Genomic DNA, 24,179 nt, shown 5'->3' on the forward strand with positions numbered 1-24,179 from the left:
TAAAACAGCAACGAAAAATCAGGGGAAAAATCAGTGCAGAGAGATACCGAATACCGGAACCAGACCGATGAAATGTTAATTGAAGAATTGCGGAAAGGGCAGCCGGATATTATTGATTACATTATGGAGAAATATAAGTATCTGGTGCGGAAACGGGCCAAAGCCATGTTTCTCATTGGCGGTGATACGGATGATCTGATCCAGGAAGGGATGATAGGGCTGTTTAAAGCCATCCGGGATTACCGGAAAGAAAAAGATACGTCTTTTTATCATTTTGCAGACCTGTGTATTACCAGACAGATATACCATGCGGTAGAAGCGTCTCAGCGGAAAAAACATCAGCCGTTAAACAGTTATATCTCCCTTGATACGGAGCTGGGGGAAGAAGGCACCGATACCCTGCTGGATTTGCTGGAATCCTTTGAGAATGTCAATCCGGAACAGCTTTTTATCGACAGGGAAAACGCCAGGGCGATTCAGGAAAAACTGGAAAGCAGTCTCAGCCTTCTGGAGCAGCAGGTTCTTGGCCTGTATCTTGGCGGCATGAATTACCGCCGGATTGCCGTGGTACTGGAAAAGGAGCCGAAAGCAATCGACAATGCCCTGCAGCGCATCCGGGGAAAATTTGCAAAAATATTGTAAAAATATATTGACAATCTATGCAGAGTGTAGTATATTAGACAAGTCGGTTGGGAAACCATCCGGTAAGAAAAACGCTGCTGTGGCTCAGTCGGTAGAGCGTCGCATTGGTAGTGCGGAGGTCACGGGTCCGATTCCCGTCAGCAGCTTAAGAAACCCTGAGGAATCAGGGTTTTTTTGATACTAAAATTCAAAAGGTAATCAGAACAAGTGTACGAACAAATTAGTATCTAAGAAAGGAAGAATCCTGTACATCGTGAAATTAAATATTTGGACACATACATAAGTCCATTATCAGTTGTAGAAATATGATTGATAGTGGGCTTATTTTAGTGCCTGAATACATTTTGAGGAATTACATGACCTTATCCAAAATGTCTCTATGAGCCTCACAGAGCGTCAGGAGGGCAAATACATACACCACTAATTGAAAGCGTCATTTCATTGGCGAAAAGAAAGGAGAAACAAAACCAATGGCAGGAGTATTCTTCTTATGTATATGGATGAATGCAGAAAAGCATTAGCCGAAGGAGAAAGGATAGAAATATCAAAGGTCGGTTCCATCATACCGGAAGTAAAAGTCCACGAAGGTAATTTTAACCTTCCCATGTGCAATAAAGATGGCGGCAATCCACTATATACAAAACTAAAGATAACCCGGAATCACCTGTTAAGTGAGACCATGAACAGAAATCTGCTTAAAAACATTGAAAACGGTATCTGTGGATTAGAACAATTACCATTCAGCAGACAGCAGATGGATATTTGAGGAAAAGCGGACATATACCAGAAAATGCAGAAATTGAAAATGGAGATGAAAAATAATGGCAAAACACATTAGTAACATGGATCAGCTACAGAAAGCATTACAGCCCATCATGACGGGAATGATAGACGAATTAGCAAAGAGGGCATGTGTATTTATTGACTATAATTCCATGGATGATTATGTAAGTGCAACTGGGTACCAGGTGGCAATATGGGCGAATACAGGCTTACATGGAGGTCTGTCCGTAAACCATAAGCCCCGTGTATGGGATAGCACCATGGATGAAACCATCAACAATGGAAGCCTGCTGCAATTGGCAGTCCAGTATCTACACAGCCAGGGAATATCAGTAAAAAGTTAAAGAAAGAGAATCAGGAAAGAGAAAAACATTATGGAAACCGTAAATAAAAAAGAATTCGCCTGTAAAATGGGAGAATTGAGCAGATATTTTGACCTGGATGATTATTGCACCAAAAGTATGAAAAGGACAGGAAAGATCAATATTCAAACAGATTGCCCATTGAGAAAATCCGGGATCAGAAGATGTGCCAGGAAGATTTTCAGGGCATTGCAGGATAGAAAGAAAGCGGAATATAAGACAGAAGATATTATACAAATGGATACAGATATTACATTGACAGATAAAGATGGAAAGTTAATTGAAGTGAAAACACCAGAGCCGGAATATTGGTCAGATTCAATTTTTTAGGGAGGCAAGTTATATATGCGGTTTAAGGACTTAGAATGGAAAGACATTATATCAGATGGAACGGTTGTTTGCAGTAATTGCAGGATAAATCTATTCGATGTAATCAATATGGAATTCAAAATCAACTATGAACCAAAAGAGGATAAGTATATGCTGTATTCTTTTGGCAAAGGCAGTCTCAGAAGGTTACAGCCAGATACATATGATTCTTTAGAGGAAGTAAAGAATGTAGCATACAGGATATATTCAAATGAGATGGCAAGGATAAAGAAAGCGGTTGACTATCGGGTAGCTATTTAGAAAAAGTAATGAGATTTCTGAAATCAATTTATTAAATTTCCATAAACAGTTCCATTGTGTATATCTGTACAGAAAATCCAATATAAAAACTGGATATTTAACATGGTAGTTACAGAAAGGGCTGAATGAAATGTTCAGTCCTTTTTGAAACAGAAGATATATTTTATCTGCCAATAGAACAAAAAAGAGAATATTCGTATGGAATGAAACATTTACGGATTTAAAGGAATTGAAATTGAAGTTATGGGATTATGTGAACTGGTATAATCATCACAGAATACATTCTTCCCTCGGATATCAAACTCCAGCAGAGTACAGGGGAACAACCTTAAAAAAGTTATCTGAAAAAGTGGTGACAATCCAAGGGTTTTTCCGTTTGGAGAAAGGCTCATTCTAAGCGTATCCTTTAAAATATATGGTTATTCGCCGATTAGTTCGATTGGAAGAATCCAGGTTACTGTTAGTTACCTTCATTGTAAAGGTGGCAAAATGAAAAACTTTTTAATTTTGCAGGATCAACCTACCATTCTGGAAGGGTGACAGTATTCCCATTATAGGAACCTGATTGTCCAGATTTGGACAGTGAATATACTTTGCGATTTCGGTTCACCCAGATTCCGTAAATATGGAAAGTGTTGTACATCGTGTACAATGGTTGTCCGCTGTGTACAACGTTGCAGCTTTTTGCAATGATTGTGACATCGTGACACAACGGACTGCTGCATATTCCATATGGAATGGCATTTATATTCGCTGCTATAAAAATGACAATGTGTATGACGGTTCTTACATGTGCGATTTATGGAGACATGACAAAGATTCCTTTGCTGAGTGGCGGAGCTATGAATATTATGAGTGTGACAGTGGATCCATGGCGGTCGATAAGGATCTGTTATTCCCTGGTAATAAAGAGTATGCGCCTGATAAATGCTGCATTATCCCACAATCATTAAATACTCTATGCTGTCAAACTGCAAGAAGTATAGGACGGGAAAATGGAAGAATGCAAAGATGGATGATTAGGGAATTGCATCATGAAACAATTGCTTTACATGTTTGCTTCCTGTATGGTATATTAAATACATAGAGAGATGGCAAAAGGAATGGTGAAGGTATGAGTAATAAAGAACGCGTTATGCAGTTAATTGATGATATGCCGGACAGTAAACTTATATTTGTAGTTAATATGTTGGAATCTTTAAAAGCCTATGCAGGAGAAGAAATAGAACCTGATGAATGGGATTTGAAAATGATTACGGATGCAGAAAAGGTGAATGATGGAAATACAATGACAATGGATGAAGTTGCAAAAGAGTTGGGTATAACATTATGAATGGGTACACAGTAACCTTTGAAAAAGCTGCTTTAAAATTTATGCGTAAACAGGACAGAGTTTTACAGGAAAGAATTATGAATATTATCAAACAATTGCCAGGTGGTGCAGATATAAAAAGACTACAGGGATATGAGAATTTATACCGTACAAGAGCTGGAAATGTCAGGATCATATATTCAATTAAGGAAACGTTAAAAATAATCAATATTGAAAACATTGATAATCGTGGAGATGTATATAAAAGATATTAAAGTGAGTAAGGCATATTCGAAGTAGGAATCTGGGGTGCCTGTTTTTTTGCGTGTTTTTGAAATAGATTTATTGATATATTTACTCTAAAACGAATTGGAAGCCATTTTACATGATAACAGAAAGGTAATTGAGATTTCTGCAAAATATCCGTTCAAACAGCCACAGAAAGGACAGGTACATTGATCGTGGAGAAGTGAGGAGAACTTGTCTACTTTTGATAAAATGGGGATCATAGGACTATGTGAAAGGAAAGAAAAAATTTACAGGTTATTTTCTTGTATGGAAAGGGGTTTTCGAGTATCCTAAAGATATGTTTGAGTGAAAGAGGTGAGTTATATGAGTCCGGCACAGCAAGTTTTGGATTATCGGAGAGAAATAGATGAAAATCAGAAACAGGTACGGGAAATGGTGATGGAAAGCTACCGGGACATTGCTGCAGGAAAAGGTCGGGACTGCAACGATTTTTTTGACGAACTGGAGAAAAGGTATACCAATGACAAAGTATAAGGTAATCCCTCTGCCGCTGGCAGAGGGGGATATTGCAGACCAGACGGATTACATTGCCTTTGAACTGAAGTCTCCGGAAACTGTGGTCAATATGGTAAAAGGCATTCGGAAGATAATAAACAGTCTCAGCCTGTTTCCTCAAAGCACATGATATTCGTTGTATATAATGTATTAGAATATAAAGCAATATATGGCGTTATAAAGACTTATATGCGAATAAATCAGTTGACAGCATACATAGAATGCTTTAAGATAATGAGTATAGAAAAGACTCTATATAAAAATGCAAAACAGCATCCGTTAGATGGTTTGAGCCAAATAATTAAAAGTGGCTGATAAATTGAATTCATTAACGCATTAATGACCGTGCTTTGGCGAGTGGCGGTCATTTTTGCGTCTTTTATCAAGAAATCTGACTATGTACGCAGAGATTACTCCGCTAACAATGCCAGTTACCAAAGTAAAAATTAGTAATTCACAAAATGTCACTTCTTTATCACCCTCCTTTCTTAGCAAGGGTATCTATCCGATAAACAGAACATTGCTGTCCTGACGTGACTCAACCACCTAACCGTCCTATCTGGCCAAAATAAAACGTTGGACGCTGCTTGCAATTTTTATTTTACAAAACATTCCATATATTGTCAATCTATTGTAATATCTATAAATTTACACATTTAGGAGAATAATTAAAACATCGCCAATGTTGACACCCCGGGATATAAGTATTACAAGCACATCTTCGTTTTTGATTGAAAACGTAACAATGGCGGATATGATGTTAAAAAGAAGTAAATAGGAAATGAGAAAGAGCCACTGAAAGATAATCTGGTGGCTTTTATAGTGAAAAAAATATGGAAAGAAGGAATTAAAATGGATAATAATGCATACACACCTGGAAAGAAATTTGAATGTTGCGGAAATACTATGGCAACTGTTATAATAAAAGGCAGAACAGTTTGTGTAATGACAGAGTTGGAATATAACAGGATTGTCGAAACTGAACGGAAATATAGACAAAGAAGTAAAAGAAAAGTAGCGTAAATAATTTGGAGATTATGATTATGAGAGATACAGCTATAGAAATGGCAAAAAGGATGTTGGTAGATAGTATATGGAAAAGTGCCAATCTGGAAGGATTAGGAACTACATTTCCTAAAACAGAAGCGATTCTTGCTAATGCGCCTACAACTACAAAAACAGAGGAAGTGTTATTTGTAATCAATATGAAACGCGCGTGGCGCAGCTTATGGCTAATAAGGTGTTGATTGAAAATAATATGGGTATTTTTCAGATACCCATTGAAAAGTTGGAAGAATTTAAAGGAATACTTATTGAATTCTATGAGACTGGAAACGATACAAAAATCATAGGATTCATGAAGAATTGTTGTATTAGAAGAATACAAAGTTAAAAGGATTATTTCATTGGGTGAGATTGGAGGGATAATCATGGGAGATAAATATAATTTGATTTAGGAAATATAAGTGAGCCGGCGGCAGGAGTTGTCAATAATTTTGCAGATAAGATCTCAGGTGCATTAGGCTGGATGGTTACTCCTAAAAATATTAAGCCATCTATAATCGAAGCTAATAAGTCCATAATTGAAGAAATATCAAACAGGCAAGATATAAATCCTGTTGAACGGGCTGCCATTGTAAGTAATTATAGGAAAATAGTGAAAGAATATAAAAATCAGGTGGATATAATGAGAATAGCTGTTGAGCACTTAGAGCCAAATTATATTCCGGAAAATGTAAATAATGATTGGATTACTTTTTTCTTTGATAAACTTGAAATAGTAGATTTATAGAATGGATGGAGGCTGATTTTATGGTATATCCTTATGCAACATTAGGTGATACAACAGAAGTTGTTCATTCTGAAATGAAGTCAGATGGACGGGTTAAAGTTTATATTGAAAAAGCTGTTTCTGATGGCTTTCATAATGCAACATGTTATCTTCCCGATTATACATGGGAAAATATAGTTGGATTTTCTGATGCTGAAATGGAGTATTATAAGGAGTTTGTTGAAAATAATGCTCATTTAATTCTGGAATTTGCAAAAGAAGGAGGCTTTGACAATGCCTCAAATTTTTAAATTTGGTGGTTATATAATTTTCTTCTGGTCAAATGAAAATAAACCAACGGAACCTATTCATATCCATATTGCAAAACATGACCCAAGAGCAAATTCGACAAAGGTATGGATAACTAAAAAAGGGAAAACGCTGGTATGTAATAATAATTCGCAGATACCTTCAAAGGATTTAAGAAAATTATTGGTGTTTATAGAAGCGAATAGTAAGGAAATTATGGAAAAATGGTATGAATATTTTGGTGAGATTACATATTATTGTTGATGGACTTAAAATTTAAAAATTATCAAAGTGACGGTGATAATAAATGTATGTGTACAATACAGAAAGTATGAGTGAAGATATTATTAATACAATATTGAATTCTAATTTAGTTGTAGGTATAAGAAGAGATGGAGACTTTTTGTTATCAAAAGAATTTTCAGAGCATGATGAAAGTAAAGCCTTTGAGCAAAATAGCTTGAAGGCTTAACTTATGGGAGGACGTATAACAGATGGAATTTGCGGAACAGATTATGATGGCAGATGAAGTGGAGGTGGAATCGGAGCATGATTGTTTTGTTTAGTGACTGATTATATATTTTAAAACTGATTCTTGACTTTTAAGTACAAAGGTTGTATTATATATATGACTTAAATAGTATTTTTAGTCATAGACAGGAGAGAAACATATGGCAAGAAGTTTTACAGAACGGGAAAAGGAAAATATCAGAAGGAGCTTGCAGGAGGCCTGTAAGCAGAGCTGGACGCAGTATGGCTATAAGAAAACCAGTGTGGATGACCTTTGCAGGCAGACAGGTATCTCGAAGGGAGCATTTTATCTTTTTTTTGAATCGAAGGAAGCGCTTTTCTGTGAAGTTCTCTGCTCCGTGCAGGAGCAAATCTGCCGGGCGGCGTCTGAGGTAATAGAAAAGCACAGAGATAAACATGGCGTTGCAGAAGCCCTGAAGCTCATTTACCGGGAATATGATAAAAACAATTTTCTGTATGAGTCGGACAGTACGGACTTCACAATTTTAATGAACCGGTTATCAGAGGAACAGGCGAAGAAAATCCAGGAATCCAGTGACATGAGCCGGCAGCTGTTTTTAAATCAGCCCTGCCTGAAATGCAAAGTGGATGCGGATCTGGCCATGTCTGTTATTTATTCTTTAATCATGAATATCAGAAACAGGGATATCCTGCCATATCATCACCTGGAAACCTTTGATTTTATGATTGACCATCTGGCTGACAGTTTGTATGAATAGCAGGAAATGAAACCAGTTCAGGATAAATGGAGGTAAAAATGAAAACAGAAGTTATAAAGAAAAATAATACGGAGATTGCAGTGGTAAGCAGCGATGAGCTGCTGATTACGGATGTCCAGTCAGCGTTAGACCTGATTATGACGGTAAAGTACGAAACGGGATGCTCAGATATAGCCCTGAATAAAGAGGCTGTTACAGATGATTTTTTTATCCTGAGTACCTGTCTGGCAGGAGAAATCCTGCAGAAATTCATCAATTATGGCGTAAGGATTGGGATATACGGCGATTTTTCAAAATATACCAGTAAGCCGCTGAAAGATTTTATGTACGAATGCAATAACGGAAAGGACATTTATTTTCAGCCTTCCGTTTCTCTGGTGGTTGACCGGCTCGCCGGGTGTACCGGAAACAGCAGAACAGCAAAAGGCCTGTCCGGAACGTGAAAGGTCTGCCCTTACTTTTGCAAACCCATGAGCAGTATTTGAGGAGGAACCCCTGCAAATGAATGCATCGGAAAAAATCAAAAGAAAATTTATAAAAGTGCTGGTATCGTTGATGGAGCAGGAACAGCTGGACCGGATTACCGTAACGGAAATCGTAGATGCCTGTGAAGTAACCAGGCCCACTTTTTACCGTCATTTCAAAGACAAATATGATCTGGTAAACTGGTATTTTGATATTCTGGCCCAGAAGTCATTCCGGCAGATGGGCGTCAGTCTGTCGCTGCGGGAAGGACTGATTACAAAATTCAGGCTGATGATGGAAGAAAAGATATTTTTTACTTCAGCTTTTTCATCTTCTGCCCAGAATTGCCTGATAGACTATGATTACGAATGTATTTATCAGTTTTATAAGGATGTCATTCATAAAAAAGGAGATGGCCTTTTAACACCGGAAATTGATTTTCTGCTGCGTATGTACTGCCATGGCTCCATCTGTATGACAGCCGAGTGGACGAAAAACAGGATGCCCCTTACACCGGAAGAAATGGCAGATCTTCTGATTGCGGCCATGCCGCCAGGATTATATGAATTGCTGAAAGACCTGTAATGTTACATATTGAGGCAGGTGTAACATTTTTAACATTTGCCTTAATGTGTAAGATATGTAACATTTCCGGGGATATGTAACTTGTATCGGAAGCAGTGGGATTTTACAATAAAAGTACAGATTCAACAGTAAAAAAACAGATGGAGAAAGGATGGTATTTTTATGAGTAATATTCCACAGACAGCAAAGGTTGCAGTATTGACAGGGGAAAGGAAAATTGATGTCAGAGAGCTTCCGGTTCCGGAAATCAATGAAGATGAAGTTTTGGTAAAAGTAGAGGGGTGCGGCATCTGCGGAACAGACGTACACGAGTATAAGGGAGATCCTTTTGGCTATATCCCCATTCAGCTCGGCCATGAGGGAACAGGTACGGTGGTAAAAATCGGAAAGAATGTAACCACAGATTATTCCGGTAAACCTCTGGCTGTGGGGGATAAGATTGTAACCGGTTTAAAACCCTGCGGAACCTGTGATACCTGTAAGAATCATCCGGAGCAGATTCACCTGTGCGACGGAGGCGAAATTTTCGGTCTTCTGGCCGGAGAAGAACATTTCTTTAATGGCTGGTTTGGAGAATATATTAAAATCAATGCCGGAGGAGTGATTTTCAATGTATCCGATATGGAAGATACGGACAGCAGGCTTCTGATTGAACCTGCCGCAGTTGTGGTTCATGCGGTGGAGAAAGCAAAGGAAATTTTTAATTTTAAACACAATTCCTTTGTGCTGGTACAGGGATGCGGCCCCATTGGCCTCCTTCTTCTTACCACTGTGCGGACAATGGGATGCCGGAATATCATTGCTGTGGACGGGGATGAGAAACGTCTGGCCATGGCTGAAAAACTGGGGGCAAGATGGACCGTGAATTTCCTGAAAGAGGAAGCGGAAAAAGTAATAAAAGAACTGACAGAAGGCAAGGGAGCTGAAATGGCGTTCCAGTGCACCGGCTCTCCAAAAGCAGCTTCCACCATATGGCATTATGTGCGCCGGGGCGGTTCCATGTGCGAACTGGGATTCTTTGTAAATAATGGCGATGCTGCCTATAATCCCCATCTGGATATCTGCAACAAAGAGATTAAAGTTGTGGGCTCCTGGACCTATCAGGCAAAAGACTGGCTGCAGGCCATGGAAATGCTGAAAGAGGCCGTGAAACAGGGGCTGCCGGTGGGAGAACTGGTGTCTCATAAGTTCTCATTGGATGAAATTAATGAGGCAATGGAGACGAATATTCGGATGGACGGATTTAAAATTGCGATTGTCAATCAGTAAAAACAGATAAAAAGAGTATGATAAAATCAGGGAAACCCGGCGGATGTAAAGCTGTGTTTCCCTGATTTGCTGTAAATAATCTTTGAAAAGTCAATATTTTTCTGGTATTTTTCCGCTGTTTCTGTTAAAATAAAAATAATTATGTAATACATGGCCAGGCCATGGTGAAAAGGAGTGTTGATTATGGCGGAATCTATGGAAGATTACAGGGAAGAACTGGAAGCCTCCTTCCGGAAAATCAGTGAAGGAGATATTATTTCCGGGACAGTGATCAGTGTAAGTGAAGAGGAAGTGACACTGGATCTGAAATATTATGCCCAGGGAATTATTAAGGTGGAAGATTTGAGCAATGACCCGGAGTTTCATGTAATGGAAGAGGTACATCCGGGGGATGTGATAGAAGCTACTGTGGTACGGACAGACGACGGGGAAGGCAACATTCAGCTGTCCCGAAAAGAAGCCAATGATATTCTTGCCTGGGAGAAACTGAATACCTGCCTGGAAGAAGGCACAGAGCTTTCCGTTAAAGTGGCAGGAATTGTACCCAGCGGCGTTGTGGCCTATGTGGAAGGGATCCGGGGCTTTATTCCCGCTTCACAGCTTGCCCTCTCTTATGTGGAAGCCACAGAGGAATGGCTTGGAAAAGAAGTGAACGTAAGAGTCATTACAGTAGATGAATCCAGGAAGAAACTGGTACTTTCTGCCAAAGTGATTCTGAAGGAACAGCAGCAGGAAGAGCACAACCGGAAAATTTCCATGATGGTGCCGGGAAGTATTCTGGAGGGAACGGTGGAATCCCTGATGCCCTATGGAGCCTTTGTGGATCTGGGAGACGGAATCAGCGGGCTGGTACATATTTCTCAGATTTCCAGGAAGAGAATCGGAAAACCATCTGAAGTATTGAACGTGGGACAGAAAGTAAAAGTAAAAGTTCTGAACACCAATGACAATAAGGTAAGCCTCAGCATGAAGGCGCTGGAAGAAGAAATGGTGGATGTGGACAGGCCGAAAGAAGTGGAAGAATATGTGTCTCATGAAAATGCTTCCACCAGCCTGGGAGATCTGCTTTCCAAAATTAAACTGTAATGATTCAGAAGTGACAGAAAGGAGTCCGTTCCATGAGAGTAAACGGAGTACAGAGTACAGACAGTACGGGAACCCAGACAACGGCCCCTGTGGCGGCACAGAATGAAGACTTTTCTTCCTATCTGCAGACCACAGCCTCACTGGAGCAGATTTTTGACGAGGCAGCAAGAACCTACAATGTGCCCAAAAATCTGATTAAGGCCATTGCAAAGGCAGAGTCTGACTTCAGACCGGACGCCACCTCCAAAGCCGGGGCTCAGGGAATTATGCAGTTGATGCCGGCAACGGCGCGGGAACTGGGTGTGACAGACGCTTATGATCCCTATCAGAATATTATGGGAGGAACCAAATACATCAGCCAGATGCTTGCAAAGTATGACGGAGATGTGAGTCTGGCTCTCGCGGCTTACAATGCAGGAAGCAATAACGTGGCAAAGTACGGCGGGATACCGCCTTTTAAGGAAACTCAGAATTATGTGGTAAAAGTCACCCAGTATATGAACGAGGGTGTTTCAGCGCCAAATGCTTCCTACAGTGTGAATGCAGGAACAGCCGGCGGCAGCAATGTGGCGGCAGCTTCCGTGGAAGAAGCAGAGGAAAGCTATTATCAGGGAATTCTGGAACAGCTTTTTTCCTACGAAGATTACCTGAAATTTATAGATTTGTATACAAAGATACAGGAAGCACAGCAGGAAAAGGCAGAAGAGGAAGAAGAAAAGCAGCAGGAACAGTCAGATTCCTATCGTGCATATCAGGATCTTTCCTATAATCCGGTAGCCATGAATCTGCTGGGAGGCGGCTTCTGATGGAAAAAATCAGAATTAAGTATTTTGATCCGGAACTGGAGAAGCTGGCTTATATCGGCGGAAAATCAGACTGGATTGATTTGCGCGCCAGTGAGACCATGGAGCTGAAAGCAGGGGAATTCAGGCTGATTCCTCTGGGAGTTGCCATGGAGCTTCCGGCCGGATATGAAGCCCATGTGGTGCCCAGAAGCTCCACATTTAAAAATTATGGAATTCTGCAGGTCAACAGCTGCGGCGTAATTGACGGGAGCTACTGCGGAAATGAAGATATGTGGCGGATGCCCGTTTATGCTACCAGAGATACCATCATTCACAAAAATGACCGTATCTGCCAGTTTCGGATTCTGGAGAACCAGCCTGCCATCGTCTTTGAAGAGACAGAGATTCTGGAAAACAGCAACAGAGGCGGGTTTGGAACAACAGGAGTGAAATAGCCGGAAGAAACGGTTTTTCCGCTTTATGTATCCAGAAAGCCGGAATGAGAGGATATTCGTCAATTTGTACAGAAAACATCATAAATTTCGTTAAAGTAACGAAGAGACAGAGCGGAAGTATTCTTTTCTGGCGAATGTGACAGGAAAGAATACTTCTTTTTGTGTAGTTGGCGGGTGGTAATTCCGGGGGAAGTCTGGTAGTATATTCACATAAAGAATTCTGCAGGGACAGAATATTACAGGAGGAAATGAAAAATGGCAAGTTTATCATTAAAGAATATTTGTAAAAAATATCCCAACGGATTTGAAGCGGTTAAAGATTTTAACCTTGAGATTGAAGACAAGGAATTTATCATTTTTGTAGGACCTTCAGGATGCGGTAAGTCCACAACCCTTCGTATGGTGGCAGGTCTGGAAGAAATTTCTTCCGGTGAACTCTCCATTGACGGCAGAGTGGTAAATGATGTGGAACCCAAGGACAGAGATATTGCGATGGTATTCCAGAACTACGCACTGTATCCTCATATGACCGTATTTGACAATATGGCATTTGGTCTGAAACTGAGAAAAGTTCCGAAGGAAGAGATTAAACAGAAGGTAGAAGAAGCTGCAAGAATCCTTGACCTGGAGAAACTGTTAGACCGTAAGCCCAAGGCTTTATCCGGTGGACAGAGACAGCGTGTTGCTATGGGACGTGCAATTGTCCGTGAACCCAAAGTATTCCTGATGGACGAACCGTTATCCAACCTGGATGCAAAACTTCGTGTACAGATGCGTGCTGAGATTGCTTCCCTTCATCAGAGACTGGGCGCAACCATTATCTATGTAACACATGACCAGACAGAGGCTATGACACTGGGAACCAGAATCGTTGTACTGAAAGACGGAATCATCATGCAGGTAGATTCTCCGCAGAAATTGTACAATGAGCCGGATAACCTGTTTGTTGCAGGATTCATCGGATCTCCTCAGATGAACTTCCTGGATGCTGTATGCAAGATTGAAGGAGATACCGCAAAACTGCAGGTTGGCGATACTGCTATTACACTGCCTCCTTCCAAGAGCAAGAAACTGGTTGACGGTCGTTATAATGGTAAGACGGTTGTAATCGGTATCCGTCCGGAAGATATTGACGATTCCCAGATTGCTCTGGAGACTCATAAAGACAGCATTTTCAACACAAAAGTTACCGGATACGAATTACTGGGTTCCGAAGTATTGTTATACTACACCATCAATGGAACCAGCATGACTGCAAAAGTGGATTCCAGAACACCGGCACGTCTCGGCGATTCTATCCAGCTGGCAATGGATGTTGAAAAGATTCACATTTTCGATAAAGAAACTGAATTGACAATTACTCACTAATTCGGTAATATAATTTCATAACACTAATGTTCGGAAGCGATGCAGAGATGTGTTGCTTCCGTTTTTTCTTACAGGAACCTTTCATGGATGTCTGTCGGACAAAGCGGAACAGGATGGTATTTTTAGGAGAAAACATATGCTGTCAAATCATAAATTACAGGTTACATTAGAAGAAATCAAGGAAATATCCAGAGTGGATCTGGCTCTGTACAGTGATAAGGGAAAGCTGCTGGCTTCCACTTACCAGCCAGAAGAGGAAATGGAGGAGGCAATTCGTTTTTTTGCAGATTCCATGGCGGAGAGCCAGATGCTTTCCGGATGCCATTTTTTTAAGATAATGATAGAGAATGAACTGGAATATATTCTGCTTGCTCGGGCAGGCAGCGAAGAAGCCTACATGATTGGAAGGCTGGCAGCCTGCCAGATTCGGAATATGGTCAGCGCTTTCCAGGAGCAGTTTGACCGGAACAGCTTTATGCAGAATGTGGTGCTGGGCAATATGCTGGTGGTGGATATGTACAATAAGGCCAAGAAGCTGCATATTGAGACAGCCCAGCGGGTGGTATATATTATTGAAGTATCCGGTAAAAAAGACGGAATTGTAATGGAAACCGTGAAGAATCTTTTTGCTTCTACCACCAGGGATTTCATTACGGAGGTAGATGAGAAATCTGTGATTCTGGTGAAAGATGTGCGGGAACTTTCCCAGGAAGAAGAACTGGCAAATCTTGCGGAGATGATTGTGGATAACCTTCAGATGGAAGCCCTTGTAAAAGTGCGTGTTGGCTATGGCAATCGTGTGGAATTGCTGCAGGATATTGCACGCTCCTATCAGGAGGCGAGAATGGCGCTGGAGGTTGGAAGTATTTTTTATGCGGAAGACCATACGGTTTCCTACAGCAATCTGGGAATCGGGCGGCTGATTTACCAGCTTCCCGCCAGCCTGTGTGAGATGTTCCTGAAAGAGGTATTCGGAGAAAAAGTGCCGGATATTTTTGATGAGGAAACTACCGTCACCATTAATAAATTTTTTGAAAATAATCTGAATATTTCAGAAACAGCCCGTCAGCTGTATGTACACCGGAATACACTGGTGTATCGTCTGGAGCGGATCGAAAAGGTACTGGGGCTGGATATCCGTACCTTTGAGGATGCCATGCTGTTTAAAATCGCCCTGATGGTCATTTCTCATATGAATTATCAGAGAAGTCTGACAGAGAAGAAAGCAGAAGAAGACTGAGTGGCCAGAACAGGAAGGAATGACATATGAAAGTTTCTACAAGAGGGCGGTATGCCCTGCGTCTGATGCTGGAACTGGCGCTGGAAGAAAATCAGATTGTCAGGTTGAAGGATGTGGCGAAACGACAGGAAATTTCCATAAAATACCTGGAGCAGATTATTTCGGTTCTTCAGAAATGCGGCTACGTGAAAAGCATCCGGGGACCGGGCGGAGGCTATACCCTGGCCAGAAAACCGGAAGAATACACGGTGGGCATGATTCTGCGCCGGATTGAGGGAAGTCTGGCTCCGGTAAGCTGTCTGGAGCAGCCGGAAAATGACTGCAGCCGCCGGGGAGAGTGTGTTACTCTGCGGTTCTGGCAGATGCTTTATGACGCCATAAATGAAGTGGTGGACAAAGTGACTCTGGCAGATCTGGCAGAATGGGAACGGGAACTGAAAGAAACGGTGAATTATGTAATCTGACGCAGCCGCTGTTTATGGCAGAAAATGCTCCTTTCACACCCTGTTATGTGGGAAAATTAAGGAAATTCCGAAAAAAACCGATATATAATGCAGGTAAACGAAGACTGGAATGGATTTTTGACCACAGAAAGGGGCAGAGAGGCATGAAGATAGGAAATGCAGCAGAAAAAGAAATGGCTGTGAGAAACGGGTATGGAAAAGACCGTCTGGAAAATGCAGCGGAAAAGGATCAGAAGGATAAAGGGAAACAGGGCAAAAGTATTCAGGCTTCAGAACTGAACCTGTTTCAGGACGGAATTGCGGACAGGAAGAAAAAAGCAATGAAGGACGCCATGGACTTTGTGAAAAAGCAGTTTGAATCAGATTCGGAAGTGGATGCGGTAATGGACGAGTGCCGGACTCAGATTGAAGATGGCAAAGAGCAGACACTGGAGGCATCCGGAGAACTGAAGAGCATTGAAGAGCAGAAAGCACAGCTCAGGGAAGAATATCCCGATGGCGGTGAAGAATATGATGCTTATATGAAGGATCTGAACGAACAGGCAGGCTACTGGAAGAAGGAAATGGTAACAGGCCAGTCCATGGTTTCTGACTCCACAAAGGCCATTAAATCCATGAAACAGGAAGCTCTGAAACATCATGGTATGGTGGACGCCTCCAAAGCCGCTGAGAAGGCCATGGAAGCTGCCAGCAAGGAAATAGTGGGAATGCTTCTGAATGAAGCAAAAGACACGGTGGATGAGAAACTGGAAGAGACCGTGGAGAAGGCTGAGGAAACCAAAGAAGAAAAGACTGAGCAGGAAGAAGAAATGAAGGAAGCTCAGGCAGAACAGGAGAAGCAGGCGCAGGAAATCGAAGAAGAGCTGGAGAAGCAGAAACAGACCAGAGAACGCAGAAGCGGTGTTCAGGCAGCGCGGTCTCTCCCGGTGGAAGATCTTCAGGACAGACAGCAGAAGATTCTGGAAAACACCAGATTCATTCTGGAAGAACAGAGTTTACTGCCGGAAGAGATCAAAGGAATTATGGTGGACTTTAATTTATAAAAAACGCTGTTTTTGTTTTTTGACAGCGCTGTGAAGTTTTTCATTCAGGACAGTATTAGAACAGAAAGCCGGGCTTTCAGGATTATTTGATAAAGACCGGCTTTCTGTTTTATGCGTGCAGAGAAAAAATATCATTTTAAATGGATGACAGAAAGGGGAACAGATGTTGAAAAACAGAAGAAAACAGATGTGGAGCAGAGTTTTGCTGCTGCTTCTTCTGGTGAGCCTGTGGACCGCAGGCTGCGGAAATCTCCTGCAGGAGAACCCGGCGGGGCAAAATACCCGGTCAGAGACAGGAGGAGCAGAACAGGGCAGTCTGTCAGCGGAGAAAAGTCAGCGGGGTACAGCCAGTGGCAGCGTGAATGGAACACTGGAGGTCCATTACATAGATGTGGGACAGGGAGACGCCACCTTAATCCGTCAGGGAAGCCATGCCATGCTGATTGACGGCGGAAATAACGATCAGGGCACTGCACTCTGGTCTTACCTGCAATATCAGGGCATTGAGCATCTGGACTATGTGATTGGAACGCATCCTGACGCTGACCATGTGGGCGGTCTGGATGTGGTAATGTACAAATTTTCCTGGGACACGGTGATTCTTCCGGATCTGGAGAAAGATACCAGGACATATCAGGATGTGCTGAAGGTGATTGAAGAAAAAGGGAAAGAGATTACATATCCCGTTCCAGGTACGGTATATAAGCTGGGGGAGGCAGAATATACCATTATAGCTCCGGCCAAAGAGGACTACGGAGACAGCTGGAATGATTATTCTGTGGGAATACTCCTGCAGTACGGGGAGAACCGTTTTATCTTTACCGGGGACGCGGAAGAACAGGCGGAACAGGATATGATGGAAGAGGGAGGGGATTTGTCGGCAGATGTGCTGAAAGCGGCTCACCATGGCAGCGACACTGCCAATACCATGGAATTTCTGGAGGAAGTGAATCCGTCTTCTGTGGTGATAAGCTGCGGGGAGGGGAACAGCTACGGCCATCCCAGAGCCGGAGCCATGAATAATTTCCGCAGTATTGGGGCGAAGGTGTACCGTACCGATGAACAGGGAACCATTGTGGCAGTCTCTGACGGAAAGGAAATTACCTGGAACTGTTCGCCCAGTGAGAGCTGGCAGGCAGGAGAGCCCGGAGGACACAGCACAGAAGGTCATAACGCTGAGACGGGCCATAACGCTGAGACGGGCCATAATGCCGAAACGGGACAGGATCTCTCAGAGGAAGAACTGGCAGAATCCGAATATGTGCTCAATACCAATACCGGAAAAATCCATCGGCCTTCCTGCGGCAGCGTTACTCAGATGCAGGAAGAAAACAGGGAGTACAGCAGCCAGAGCAGGCAGGAACTGCTCAGTCAGGGGTATGAGCCCTGCGGCAGATGTAATCCCTGAGAAGAAAATGAAATGACGCCAGGGCAGGAAGCGCTCTGGCAGACAGGAAGGAAAAGGAGGGAAAATGAAAAAAGAAGAGACGGATGAAAAAAATCAGTCCGGTATGCCTCTTTTTCAGGTGCTGAGGCGTATGCTGCAGAACATGGCCCAGAAGGACAGAAAACAGATAATAAGAATTCTGCTCTTTACGCTGGCGGCCGGGATTTATCCCCTTTTTGCAGTATTTCTGCCTAAAATAGCCATCGGTATTCTGGAACAGGGCGGACAGGAGGCAGCCAGAAAACTGATGACAGCCATGGCAGTGTACCTGGGGGCGGCGGGACTGACCGGCACGGTAAAAGTTTACCTGGACAATGTGATCCGGGTTCACAATACCAGAATTCGTTTGAATTATCTCAGTGACGTTTTCAGGAAAATGGTAACCATGGACTACTGCCATACGGAAGATGCGTCGTTTTTTGAGCGGAACCAGAGAGGAATGAATGCCGGAAGCAACAACACGGAAGGAATTGAAGGAATTTACAATAAATTAGCGGAGATTCCCTCCCAGGCCGTTGGCATCACAGGTATGGCTGTGGTAATCGGAAGCCTGAATGTGTGGATTCTGCTGGCAGTTATTTTCCATGTGGCGGTAACGCTTCTGGTTTCCTGGAAGGGCCACCGGTACAGTTACAGCCGAAAGGAAGAAGTGGCAAAAGCAGAGCGGAAAATGAATTATTATTATCGGACAACCCATGATTTCTCTTATGGAAAGGATATCCGCATTTACAATTTCAGAGAGCGTATTCTGAAAAATTATGGAGACAGGATCCGGGACTATGCTCAGATTATGGGGCAGATTGCCCGCCGGGAATACCTGCTTGGGTTTTGCTCTCTGTTTACCCTGCTGCTGGCAGACAGCATGATATATGGAATCCTGATTTATCAGGCCTGGCAGGGAATGGCTGTGAGTTCCTTTTCCATGTATCTGACGGCAGCTGTTTCCCTGATGGCTTCCATGCTGTCTTTCGGGGAAAATCTGGCCTTTATTCAGGAGCAGGGCCAGTATGTGGGTGACTTTTACCGTCTTCTGGATGAAAATCTCAATATGCCGGGCGGGACAGCCAGAAAGCCGGAAGATACCCTGGAGGTGGTGTTTGAGGATGTGACGTTCCGTTATCCCGGCAGCGATACCAATATATTCAGCCATCTGAATTTCACGATACATAAGGGGGAACGTCTTGCTATTGTGGGGGTCAACGGCGCCGGGAAATCCACGCTGGTGAAGCTGATGACCGGGCTGTTTGAGCCCACAGAAGGGCACATTTACATTAATGGCCGGGAAATCCGGGAATATCACAAAGAAGAGCTGTATCAGATGTACGGAGCAGTATTTCAGGACGTCAACGTATTTGCATTTACCCTGCGGGAAAATGTTTCCTGTACTTCTGAAGGAACGGATGACAGACGGGTTCGGGAAGCTCTGGAAAAGGCAGGACTTCTGGAGAAAGCGGAAAGTCTTGAAAAAGGCCTGGATACCATGATGTTAAAGGTAATTGATGAAAATGGGACGGATTTTTCCGGAGGAGAGCGCCAGAAGCTGTCCATTGCCAGAAGCCTGTACAAAGGCGGAAACATGGTGATTATGGATGAGCCCACTGCGGCTCTGGACGCCCTGGCAGAAGCAGAGATTTATGAAAAATTCAGTGTTCTGGTGGAAGGAAAGACAGCTGTTTATATTTCACATCGCCTTGCCAGCACCCGGTTCTGTGACAAAATTGCATTATTTGACAAAGAAGGGCTGAAAGAATACGGAAGCCATGAAGAACTTATGGAGCAGAAAGGGGAATATTACCGGATGTTTCAGATACAGGGAAAATATTACCAGAAGGAAGGGCAGGCAGGATGAAAATACTGATACATTTTTTAAAACTGGTGTGGCGGATTTCACCGGGATATGTGCTCCTGCTGATTTTCGGTGGATTTCTCACCTGCGGCCAGCTGCTTTTGAATGTGGTTATGCCGAAATTTCTCATCGAAGAGCTGATGGGAAGCCGTCGGCCCGGAACTCTGCTGCTTCTGGGCCTTGTGGTGGTGCTGGGAAATGTGGGAATTGCCTTTTTGAATCATACCGTGAAATGTGTAATGAAAGAGAAGCGGTCTTTTGTGGTGCCTTCCATGAATAAAATCATGGCGGAAAAAATCATGAATCTGGAATACTCCTGTCTGGAAGATCCATATTATCTGGATTTAAAAGAACGGGCCATGTTTGCCATCCGCAATCAGGATGCTGTTGCACAGGTAGTCACCTGTTCGTCAGAGCTGTTCAGCGGATTTCTGACGCTGGCGGGCCTTGTGGCAGTCATTGCAACCCTGGGGCCGGTGCTGCCGGCTGTGCTGGGCGTGTCTATCACGCTGATGCTTCTGATTTATGCCTCTTATGGAAAATATCAGAGATTTTTTACCGGCGAAATCATTCCCCTGAACCGGAAATACGGATATTATTTTCAGCTTGGTTTTGAAAAAGAATACCAGAAAGACATTCGTTTGTATCAGATGCAGAACATGCTTCATAACCGGGTCATGGAAGAGGCGGAAGCAGGAAACCGACTGTATATCAAAATAGCCAGGCGGGGCGGCCTTTGCCTGGGGGCCATGCGGTGGGTGAACGAGGCGGTAACGGCTGTCTGCTATGGTTATGTGGGGCTTCGCACTCTGTCAGAATCCTTTGGAGCCAGAATTTCCATTGGTTCTCTGACCATGTATGTGTCTGCGGCCATGAATTTTTCCAGTTCTGTGGTGGAGTTTGGAATGAAGGTGGTGCAGACCTGGCAGTGCCTGTCTTTTCTGGAGCCCTATATGGAATTTATGGGCCTGGAGGAGGAAACTGCCGACAGGGGAAAAGAGCCCTTTACAGGAGAAATTGAGGAAATTTCATTTTGCCATGTGAGCTTTACCTATCCAAAGGGACAGCAAAAAGTGCTGGATGATGTTTCTTTCCGGATAAACCGGGGAGAAAAAATATCTATTGTGGGGCTGAACGGTGCGGGAAAATCCACGCTGGTGAAGCTCCTGTGCCGCATGTACCGGGTGGACAGCGGGGAGATTCTCATAAACGGAAAAAATATTCAGGATTATGATTACAAATCCTACATGGAAAAAATTGCAGCGGTATTTCAGGATTTTCGGCTGTTTGATTTTACCATTGGTGAAAATATTTCCTGTCAGCAGGAAGATGCGGACAGGGAGCGTATGAACCGCCTGGTTGACGAAGTGGGATTAAAGGAAAAAACGGACAGTCTGAAACAGGGGCTGGACACCAGATTCGGAAAAGAATACGAGGAAGACGGTATTGAAATGTCAGGAGGAGAAGGGCAGAAGGTTGCCATTGCAAGGGCGCTGTACAAGGAAGGTTCCCTGGTGATTCTGGATGAACCGGCAAGCGCTCTGGATCCCGTTGCGGAAGCGGAAATTTATGAGAAATTCAACCGGCTGGTGGAGGATAAAACCGCCGTATATATTTCTCACCGCATGTCCAGCAGCGTGTTCTGTGACAGAATACTGATTCTGGACGGCGGGAGAGTGGCTGACTACGATACCCATGAAAATCTGATGAAGAAAACGGACAACCTGTATTATAAACTGTTTATGTCTCAGGCAGAGAATTATCAGATGGAGACATAAATACAGAAAACAAATGTGCACAATAAAAAGAATCCGGCAGAGCCGGATTCTTTTTATTGTGTTACTGGAATTTCCAGATTCTCATTTTCATTATCTACAGCTTCGCTGTCTTTTGCATTATCTGTTTCATCGGTACGGTTTCCGTTTACAGCCTTGTCAATGCTGCTGGGTGTATTTTCCACCGTGTCGTCCACCGGAATTTCTTCTGTGCCTTCCGGCTGTTCTGTCAGAGGCTTCAGCCAGGAGATTTCATTGGAGCTTCGGAATACGGTGTCTGAAGAACCCATCTGGTTGACAATAATGGTATTGGGGCCTTCTTCAAAATTGCTCATGGAAATAATCAGTTCCGTATCGCTGACAAAGGAAGTGGAGACTTTGGTGCCATTGATAAATACCTTGCTCCAGGGAGTAAAGTTGCTGCCGAATATGTGCATACCGTCTTCCCGTTCTTCCAGCCTTTCCGCAGTTACGTTCTGTACGCCCATCTGCATTTCAGAAGCGGGATATAAATCCTCGCCATGGTATGCGTAGCGTTTTCCGTACAGGATGTCGTACTGGAGAAGTTCCATGTCTCTGGAGGAGTCCTCTGTAACCTGATAACCGCTGTTCTGATGGAAAGAGAACATGGTTCCTTCATGTATGCCTGCCTGATCCATGGCAGAAGCAAGCAGCTGATAAGAAGTCAAATCCTGATTTACTTTTTCCATACCGAAATTGTTCCAGGTGGCGTATTTGGTTTTGAAAATACTTCCGCTTTTCATGTCCTCATCAGTCAGGCCCATGGTGGGAAGGTGGTCTCCGAAAAATACCACCAGTGTTTTTTCATCCCGTCTGGAAAGCATGTCAGTGAGGTTTGCAATAAATTTATCTACTTCATGAAGCTGATTTACATAGTATTCCCATTCGTTGTTTCTGGCCTCTGTTTCCCCTCCGGTTACGGTAATTTCCGGATTTTCAATTATTTTTTCCGTGGGATATGCACCGTGGCCCTGAACGGTAATAGTATATATAAAATCCTGCTGTTCTGTGGAATCCAGCGCCTTTTCCACCTCTCCGATGAGAATATCGTCGGTGGGCCATGTGCCCAGAGGCGTATATTCCTGGATGTTCATCATTTCCTTGCTGATGAAGCTGTCAAATCCCATCTGAGTAAAAGCATTTCTCCGGCTGTAGAAGTTACCGCCGTTGTTATGTACCACATGGGAGCCATAACCCAGATTTTTCAGGTCGGAGGCAACACTTTCACAGGAGGTGGATTTCAGGATGGTTTTGTAAGGATACTCCCCCAGTCCGAAATACTGCATACCCATACCCGTCAGAATTTCAAATTCCGTGTTGGCGGTGCCTGCACCTACCACCGGAACCGTCAGATAACCGGAAGAGTAGTTGTTGTACAGGTTGTCAAAATTGGGCACCGGGTTTTCAGAGAAATTCAAAAAGTTTACTTCTTTTGGGTCTGTAAAGGATTCCAGCAATACGCAGATAATGTTGGGAAGATCTTCCCCGGCGGAAGGTTTGTCTTCCACTTTGGAAAGGGCTGCGTCCACCGTTTCCTGAGAATAATCTCTGGGGGCGGTCATGCCCTGGTCCACCACGCTGGCGGAAAAGCTGTATACAAATCCGTAATCCTCATAGCCCTGGGCAATATTTTCAAAGTAATCTGCCAGTATATTGTTGCTTACCGCCGCCTGTGTTACCATGGGAATAAAAAATGCAAAAATTCCGATGGCGCCGATGCTGGCAAAACGATTTTGTTTTCCCTGATATACGGGGCCTTTTTTCCATAAAATTATGATTCCTGTCAGTACAGCGGCAACCAGAAGAATTACGGCAAGGGCCTCTTTGTTGCTGAAATAATTGCTCTGCATGGTAAACAGGTCGTTAATCAGTTTTACATCTGTATAGGTAAAGGGTGTAACTCTTTTGGCCAGGATACATCCGTTGATGGTTCCCAGAAACAGCCATGCCACACAGATAATGGTGCGCATCAGGGCCCGTCTGCGGAAGAAGTACACCAGATGCAGAGAGGTAAATACAATCATGGAATTATATAAAAATACCAGGCTCCGGTCGAACATGAACTGAAAAGCCCCGATAAAGGAATGTCTGGAAATCACTTCTATAAAAAAGCAGATGCCGCATGACAACAGATAATGAAATACCAGAGAATATCGGTTCAGAATATGTATCATGGTCTCTTTCTGCTCCGGCTTCAGGAGATGCTTTCGGGGACGGGCATTTCTTTTTTCGCGAAAAGCCTTGTATTTTGCTGTAACTTTCTGTAAAGTGTTTTTTGCAGTATTAAACATCTGGTCACCATCCTTAAATTATGCTGAAAATTCAATATGTGAACTAATTGTGAACAAAATATGAATATTAGAATTTCCATAGCAAAGATTAGCTCACTTTTTAAGAAAAGTCAACTGATAAAATCAAATTTTATACATACTATAATAAATATTAAGAATTTCTTTATAAATTTGGT

Annotated in this window: 31 protein-coding genes, 1 tRNA gene and 1 pseudogene; 32 read left to right on the forward strand and 1 reads right to left on the reverse strand. The window is 43.0% G+C overall.

The window, feature by feature from the left end; genetic code table 11:
• Positions 1-33 precede the first annotated feature (33 nt).
• From sigH to C805_RS12805, 32 genes and pseudogenes are all read left to right on the forward strand, one after another.
• Positions 34-642: an RNA polymerase sporulation sigma factor SigH gene (gene sigH, locus C805_RS12680; protein WP_016214256.1), complete on the forward strand. Its 609-nt coding sequence runs from the start codon at positions 34-36 to the stop codon at positions 640-642.
• Between the two features lie 73 nt (positions 643-715).
• Positions 716-788, forward strand: a tRNA-Thr gene (locus C805_RS12685).
• Between the two features lie 344 nt (positions 789-1,132).
• The gene (locus C805_RS12690) at positions 1,133-1,408 is read left to right on the forward strand and encodes a hypothetical protein (RefSeq protein WP_016214257.1); all 276 of its coding nucleotides are present in this window, start codon (positions 1,133-1,135) and stop codon (positions 1,406-1,408) included.
• A gap of 55 nt (positions 1,409-1,463) precedes the next feature.
• The gene (locus C805_RS12695; protein ID WP_016214258.1) at positions 1,464-1,769 is read left to right on the forward strand and encodes a hypothetical protein; all 306 of its coding nucleotides are present in this window, start codon (positions 1,464-1,466) and stop codon (positions 1,767-1,769) included.
• A 30-nt stretch (positions 1,770-1,799) separates the two neighbouring features.
• On the forward strand, positions 1,800-2,117 hold the full coding sequence (locus C805_RS12700; protein WP_016214259.1) for a hypothetical protein: 318 nt from the start codon (positions 1,800-1,802) through the stop codon (positions 2,115-2,117).
• A 15-nt stretch (positions 2,118-2,132) separates the two neighbouring features.
• The gene (locus C805_RS12705) at positions 2,133-2,417 is read left to right on the forward strand and encodes a hypothetical protein (RefSeq protein ID WP_016214260.1); all 285 of its coding nucleotides are present in this window, start codon (positions 2,133-2,135) and stop codon (positions 2,415-2,417) included.
• 160 nt (positions 2,418-2,577) lie between these two features.
• Positions 2,578-2,814: an IS3 family transposase gene (locus tag C805_RS25780; protein WP_081640280.1), complete on the forward strand. Its 237-nt coding sequence runs from the start codon at positions 2,578-2,580 to the stop codon at positions 2,812-2,814.
• Positions 2,815-3,531: 717 nt separating this feature from the next.
• Positions 3,532-3,750 carry a hypothetical protein gene (locus tag C805_RS12710; protein ID WP_016214261.1) on the forward strand — a complete coding sequence of 73 codons (219 nt, stop codon included), beginning with the start codon at positions 3,532-3,534 and terminating at the stop codon, positions 3,748-3,750.
• Positions 3,747-4,004 (forward strand): type II toxin-antitoxin system RelE family toxin, encoded by a 258-nt coding sequence (locus C805_RS12715; RefSeq protein ID WP_016214262.1) that lies wholly within the window; start codon positions 3,747-3,749, stop codon positions 4,002-4,004. Before C805_RS12710 ends, C805_RS12715 begins: the two co-directional genes overlap by 4 nt.
• Before the next feature lie 337 nt (positions 4,005-4,341).
• A complete protein-coding gene (locus C805_RS26680) occupies positions 4,342-4,512 on the forward strand; it encodes a hypothetical protein (protein ID WP_016214263.1) in 171 nt (56 codons plus the stop codon).
• Positions 4,499-4,663, forward strand: coding sequence for a type II toxin-antitoxin system RelE/ParE family toxin (locus tag C805_RS26330; protein ID WP_016214264.1), 165 nt, complete (start codon positions 4,499-4,501; stop codon positions 4,661-4,663). Before C805_RS26680 ends, C805_RS26330 begins: the two co-directional genes overlap by 14 nt.
• 542 nt (positions 4,664-5,205) lie before the next feature.
• A pseudogene (locus C805_RS27505) lies at positions 5,206-5,268 on the forward strand (flagellar basal body protein); the annotation flags it as partial.
• Between the two features lie 87 nt (positions 5,269-5,355).
• Positions 5,356-5,556 carry a hypothetical protein gene (locus tag C805_RS26335; protein WP_155957614.1) on the forward strand — a complete coding sequence of 67 codons (201 nt, stop codon included), beginning with the start codon at positions 5,356-5,358 and terminating at the stop codon, positions 5,554-5,556.
• Positions 5,557-5,576: 20 nt separating this feature from the next.
• Positions 5,577-5,780: a hypothetical protein gene (locus tag C805_RS12725; RefSeq protein ID WP_016214267.1), complete on the forward strand. Its 204-nt coding sequence runs from the start codon at positions 5,577-5,579 to the stop codon at positions 5,778-5,780.
• A gap of 281 nt (positions 5,781-6,061) precedes the next feature.
• A complete protein-coding gene (locus C805_RS0104900; RefSeq protein ID WP_022751036.1) occupies positions 6,062-6,325 on the forward strand; it encodes a hypothetical protein in 264 nt (87 codons plus the stop codon).
• Positions 6,326-6,345: 20 nt separating this feature from the next.
• On the forward strand, positions 6,346-6,615 hold the full coding sequence (locus C805_RS12730) for a hypothetical protein (protein WP_016214268.1): 270 nt from the start codon (positions 6,346-6,348) through the stop codon (positions 6,613-6,615).
• Positions 6,599-6,877 (forward strand): DUF4160 domain-containing protein, encoded by a 279-nt coding sequence (locus C805_RS12735; protein WP_016214269.1) that lies wholly within the window; start codon positions 6,599-6,601, stop codon positions 6,875-6,877. The genes C805_RS12730 and C805_RS12735 overlap by 17 nt, the downstream gene beginning before the upstream one ends.
• A 67-nt stretch (positions 6,878-6,944) precedes the next feature.
• The gene (locus C805_RS26340; RefSeq protein WP_155957615.1) at positions 6,945-7,085 is read left to right on the forward strand and encodes a hypothetical protein; all 141 of its coding nucleotides are present in this window, start codon (positions 6,945-6,947) and stop codon (positions 7,083-7,085) included.
• A gap of 199 nt (positions 7,086-7,284) precedes the next feature.
• On the forward strand, positions 7,285-7,863 hold the full coding sequence (locus C805_RS12740) for a TetR/AcrR family transcriptional regulator (RefSeq protein ID WP_016214270.1): 579 nt from the start codon (positions 7,285-7,287) through the stop codon (positions 7,861-7,863).
• A gap of 38 nt (positions 7,864-7,901) precedes the next feature.
• Complete coding sequence (locus C805_RS12745; protein ID WP_016214271.1) at positions 7,902-8,306, forward strand: DUF4180 domain-containing protein; 405 nt, start codon at positions 7,902-7,904, stop codon at positions 8,304-8,306.
• A 58-nt stretch (positions 8,307-8,364) separates the two neighbouring features.
• Positions 8,365-8,913: a TetR/AcrR family transcriptional regulator C-terminal domain-containing protein gene (locus C805_RS12750; RefSeq protein WP_016214272.1), complete on the forward strand. Its 549-nt coding sequence runs from the start codon at positions 8,365-8,367 to the stop codon at positions 8,911-8,913.
• Positions 8,914-9,075: 162 nt separating this feature from the next.
• Positions 9,076-10,182, forward strand: coding sequence for a zinc-dependent alcohol dehydrogenase (locus tag C805_RS12755; RefSeq protein ID WP_016214273.1), 1,107 nt, complete (start codon positions 9,076-9,078; stop codon positions 10,180-10,182).
• 183 nt (positions 10,183-10,365) lie between these two features.
• The gene (locus tag C805_RS12760) at positions 10,366-11,268 is read left to right on the forward strand and encodes a 30S ribosomal protein S1 (RefSeq protein ID WP_016214274.1); all 903 of its coding nucleotides are present in this window, start codon (positions 10,366-10,368) and stop codon (positions 11,266-11,268) included.
• 32 nt (positions 11,269-11,300) lie between these two features.
• Positions 11,301-12,074, forward strand: coding sequence for a lytic transglycosylase domain-containing protein (locus tag C805_RS27415; RefSeq protein WP_016214275.1), 774 nt, complete (start codon positions 11,301-11,303; stop codon positions 12,072-12,074).
• Entirely contained in the window at positions 12,074-12,508 is a 435-nt protein-coding gene (locus C805_RS12770) for a dUTP diphosphatase (protein WP_016214276.1), read from the forward strand. The genes C805_RS27415 and C805_RS12770 overlap by 1 nt, the downstream gene beginning before the upstream one ends.
• A gap of 255 nt (positions 12,509-12,763) precedes the next feature.
• Complete coding sequence (locus C805_RS12775; RefSeq protein WP_016214277.1) at positions 12,764-13,876, forward strand: ABC transporter ATP-binding protein; 1,113 nt, start codon at positions 12,764-12,766, stop codon at positions 13,874-13,876.
• A gap of 136 nt (positions 13,877-14,012) precedes the next feature.
• The gene (locus C805_RS12780; protein ID WP_016214278.1) at positions 14,013-15,116 is read left to right on the forward strand and encodes a PucR family transcriptional regulator; all 1,104 of its coding nucleotides are present in this window, start codon (positions 14,013-14,015) and stop codon (positions 15,114-15,116) included.
• Between the two features lie 26 nt (positions 15,117-15,142).
• Positions 15,143-15,580 (forward strand): RrF2 family transcriptional regulator, encoded by a 438-nt coding sequence (locus C805_RS12785; protein ID WP_016214279.1) that lies wholly within the window; start codon positions 15,143-15,145, stop codon positions 15,578-15,580.
• On the forward strand, positions 15,538-16,623 hold the full coding sequence (locus C805_RS12790; protein ID WP_016214280.1) for a hypothetical protein: 1,086 nt from the start codon (positions 15,538-15,540) through the stop codon (positions 16,621-16,623). The genes C805_RS12785 and C805_RS12790 overlap by 43 nt, the downstream gene beginning before the upstream one ends.
• A gap of 163 nt (positions 16,624-16,786) precedes the next feature.
• Entirely contained in the window at positions 16,787-18,031 is a 1,245-nt protein-coding gene (locus C805_RS12795) for a ComEC/Rec2 family competence protein (protein ID WP_022751038.1), read from the forward strand.
• A 64-nt stretch (positions 18,032-18,095) separates the two neighbouring features.
• Positions 18,096-19,919 (forward strand): ABC transporter ATP-binding protein, encoded by a 1,824-nt coding sequence (locus C805_RS12800; protein WP_016214282.1) that lies wholly within the window; start codon positions 18,096-18,098, stop codon positions 19,917-19,919.
• On the forward strand, positions 19,916-21,694 hold the full coding sequence (locus C805_RS12805) for an ABC transporter ATP-binding protein (RefSeq protein ID WP_016214283.1): 1,779 nt from the start codon (positions 19,916-19,918) through the stop codon (positions 21,692-21,694). The genes C805_RS12800 and C805_RS12805 overlap by 4 nt, the downstream gene beginning before the upstream one ends.
• Before the next feature lie 53 nt (positions 21,695-21,747).
• On the opposite strand, the gene C805_RS12810 is transcribed toward C805_RS12805, so the two are convergent.
• Entirely contained in the window at positions 21,748-24,003 is a 2,256-nt protein-coding gene (locus tag C805_RS12810; protein WP_016214284.1) for a sulfatase-like hydrolase/transferase, read from the reverse strand.
• Positions 24,004-24,179: the final 176 nt, after the last annotated feature.

It is taken from the genome of Eubacterium sp. 14-2 (assembly GCF_000403845.2).
Lineage (GTDB): Bacteria > Bacillota > Clostridia > Lachnospirales > Lachnospiraceae > Petralouisia.